The organism is Zhongshania sp. (assembly GCF_041584495.1).
GTDB lineage: Bacteria > Pseudomonadota > Gammaproteobacteria > Pseudomonadales > Spongiibacteraceae > Spongiibacter.
In genome coordinates this window covers 1-1,544 of the sequence record NZ_JBFHDY010000279.1, presented here as the reverse complement: position 1 = coordinate 1,544, position 1,544 = coordinate 1, and the positions used below count along the sequence as shown (strand labels likewise).

The following is a 1,544-nucleotide window of genomic DNA, read 5'->3' as shown; positions in this document are numbered from 1 at the left end:
CAATGACAAGAGCGCTGAAAAGCAATTGAAAAACTCCTGATATTCCAGAATAATATAAAAAACCACGGAGTTATAACCATGTACGATTACGAATCAGTCATTGAGTTTCTGGCAGAGAAGGCATCACATCGCAAATTACGCTCACTGATGGAGCCTACCGGCCTGACCTATCCCACAATCCACGCTTTAGCGAAGGGTAAGCGACGACCGCAGGGTAAAACCTTGGACAAATTCTACGCGGTTATGAGCGAAGAGGGCTTTATTCCAAAAGGGTCTAAATAAACTTAATTATAACGTAGACAGCAGGGCGCAGATTTTATAATCTACCCCTAACCCACCCACTTGCGATTTGTTGGTTCAATTCAGTTGGTGATGGTGGGCTACCAATGCCCCCGCCCCAGTGGTTTGTTGTTGGGGTGGGGTTTTAAAACGAGTTATGGCGGTGGCTGCATCGGGGTTTGCGTGAAACCACAGGAAAGATGCTGAAAGTCCATCGGGCAAACGGACAGGCGTTCACGTTACAGCCGAGAGGAGTCCGGTTTTCCTAGTTCGAATCTAGGGCCACCGCCACCCAACACCAATGACCGGAGGGGTTATGAAACGACATACACACGCACGACCATACACAAAAATCACCAAGCAGGATGAGCCGCAGACCAAAACCATGCGCGGACGCTTCGGCAAGCGCGAGCTGGTATACCACGCAACAAAGGGCTGGCGCGTTCAACGGGATTTTAAAAGCGTTGTTCGTGGGCGCAATAAGATCAATGCGCTGATGGCACGTATTGGCGTGAATGCGGGACTGTAACAACCACCAACACGGAGAGGGGATTATGTTCACAAGAGAGGCTAAACGGGTTTTTGTATCGTGCGGACTGGTGATGTTTTTTAGCACATCGTTAGCCGTGGGAATGATGCCGTCTGCATTGGCTGGGTTACCACTAGGCGTTGCAATTCTGGCGGCTGTGGTCGTGTGCGTGGTGGCGACAGTTGAGATTATTGAGGGAAGATGATGACCACACCCAACTGGAACAAAGCCCCCGCGTGGGCGAATTGGGCGGCTCAGGACTCATTCGGCGGCGATTGGGTATACACCCAGTCCTACCCCAAGGAGCAGGGCGTTACGAATATTTGGCCTAGGCCGGGTAAAGACGATACAGCCGACTGGAGCACTATCATGCCCGAAGGCTACCGACAGTCGGCTAAGTGGCCTGACAAGCCATACGTTTTTATTGCGCATGGGAGGTCTTGCGGAAAATCCCAGAGGCTTAAAAATATGACTATGGCAGACCCTTGTGAGTTTCGGCATGAGGCAACAGACCACGCCGCAGAGCTGGCGGAGGCTTTGGAGAGCGTGCTTGACCGAATTTGTTCACGGGAATACGACTACAACGATTTCTCGAAAGCGGGTAAGGCGCTGTACAAATACAAACAATCGAGGGGTGAGTGATGGACGGTCTCAAAGACTTCACGTTCGGAATTATTGCGGGAATGTTGGTGATGGGTTTGGCTCTATTTGAGAGTGTGTATGATTCAGGCGCAAT

3 protein-coding genes are annotated in these 1,544 nt (G+C 50.8%); all 3 read left to right on the top strand.

Annotation, left to right across the window (positions count from 1 at the left end; genetic code table 11):
• Positions 1-78: 78 nt before the first annotated feature.
• The 3 genes from ABYP33_RS19110 to ABYP33_RS19100 all read left to right on the top strand — a co-directional run bounded on the left by ABYP33_RS19110 (position 79) and on the right by ABYP33_RS19100 (position 1,450).
• Positions 79-282 carry a hypothetical protein gene (locus ABYP33_RS19110; protein WP_373092937.1) on the top strand — a complete coding sequence of 68 codons (204 nt, stop codon included), beginning with the start codon at positions 79-81 and terminating at the stop codon, positions 280-282.
• Positions 283-595: 313 nt separating this feature from the next.
• Positions 596-808, top strand: a complete 213-nt coding sequence (locus tag ABYP33_RS19105; RefSeq protein WP_373092936.1) for a hypothetical protein — start codon at positions 596-598, stop codon at positions 806-808.
• 201 nt (positions 809-1,009) lie between these two features.
• The gene (locus ABYP33_RS19100) at positions 1,010-1,450 is read left to right on the top strand and encodes a hypothetical protein (protein WP_373092935.1); all 441 of its coding nucleotides are present in this window, start codon (positions 1,010-1,012) and stop codon (positions 1,448-1,450) included.
• Positions 1,451-1,544 lie beyond the last annotated feature (94 nt).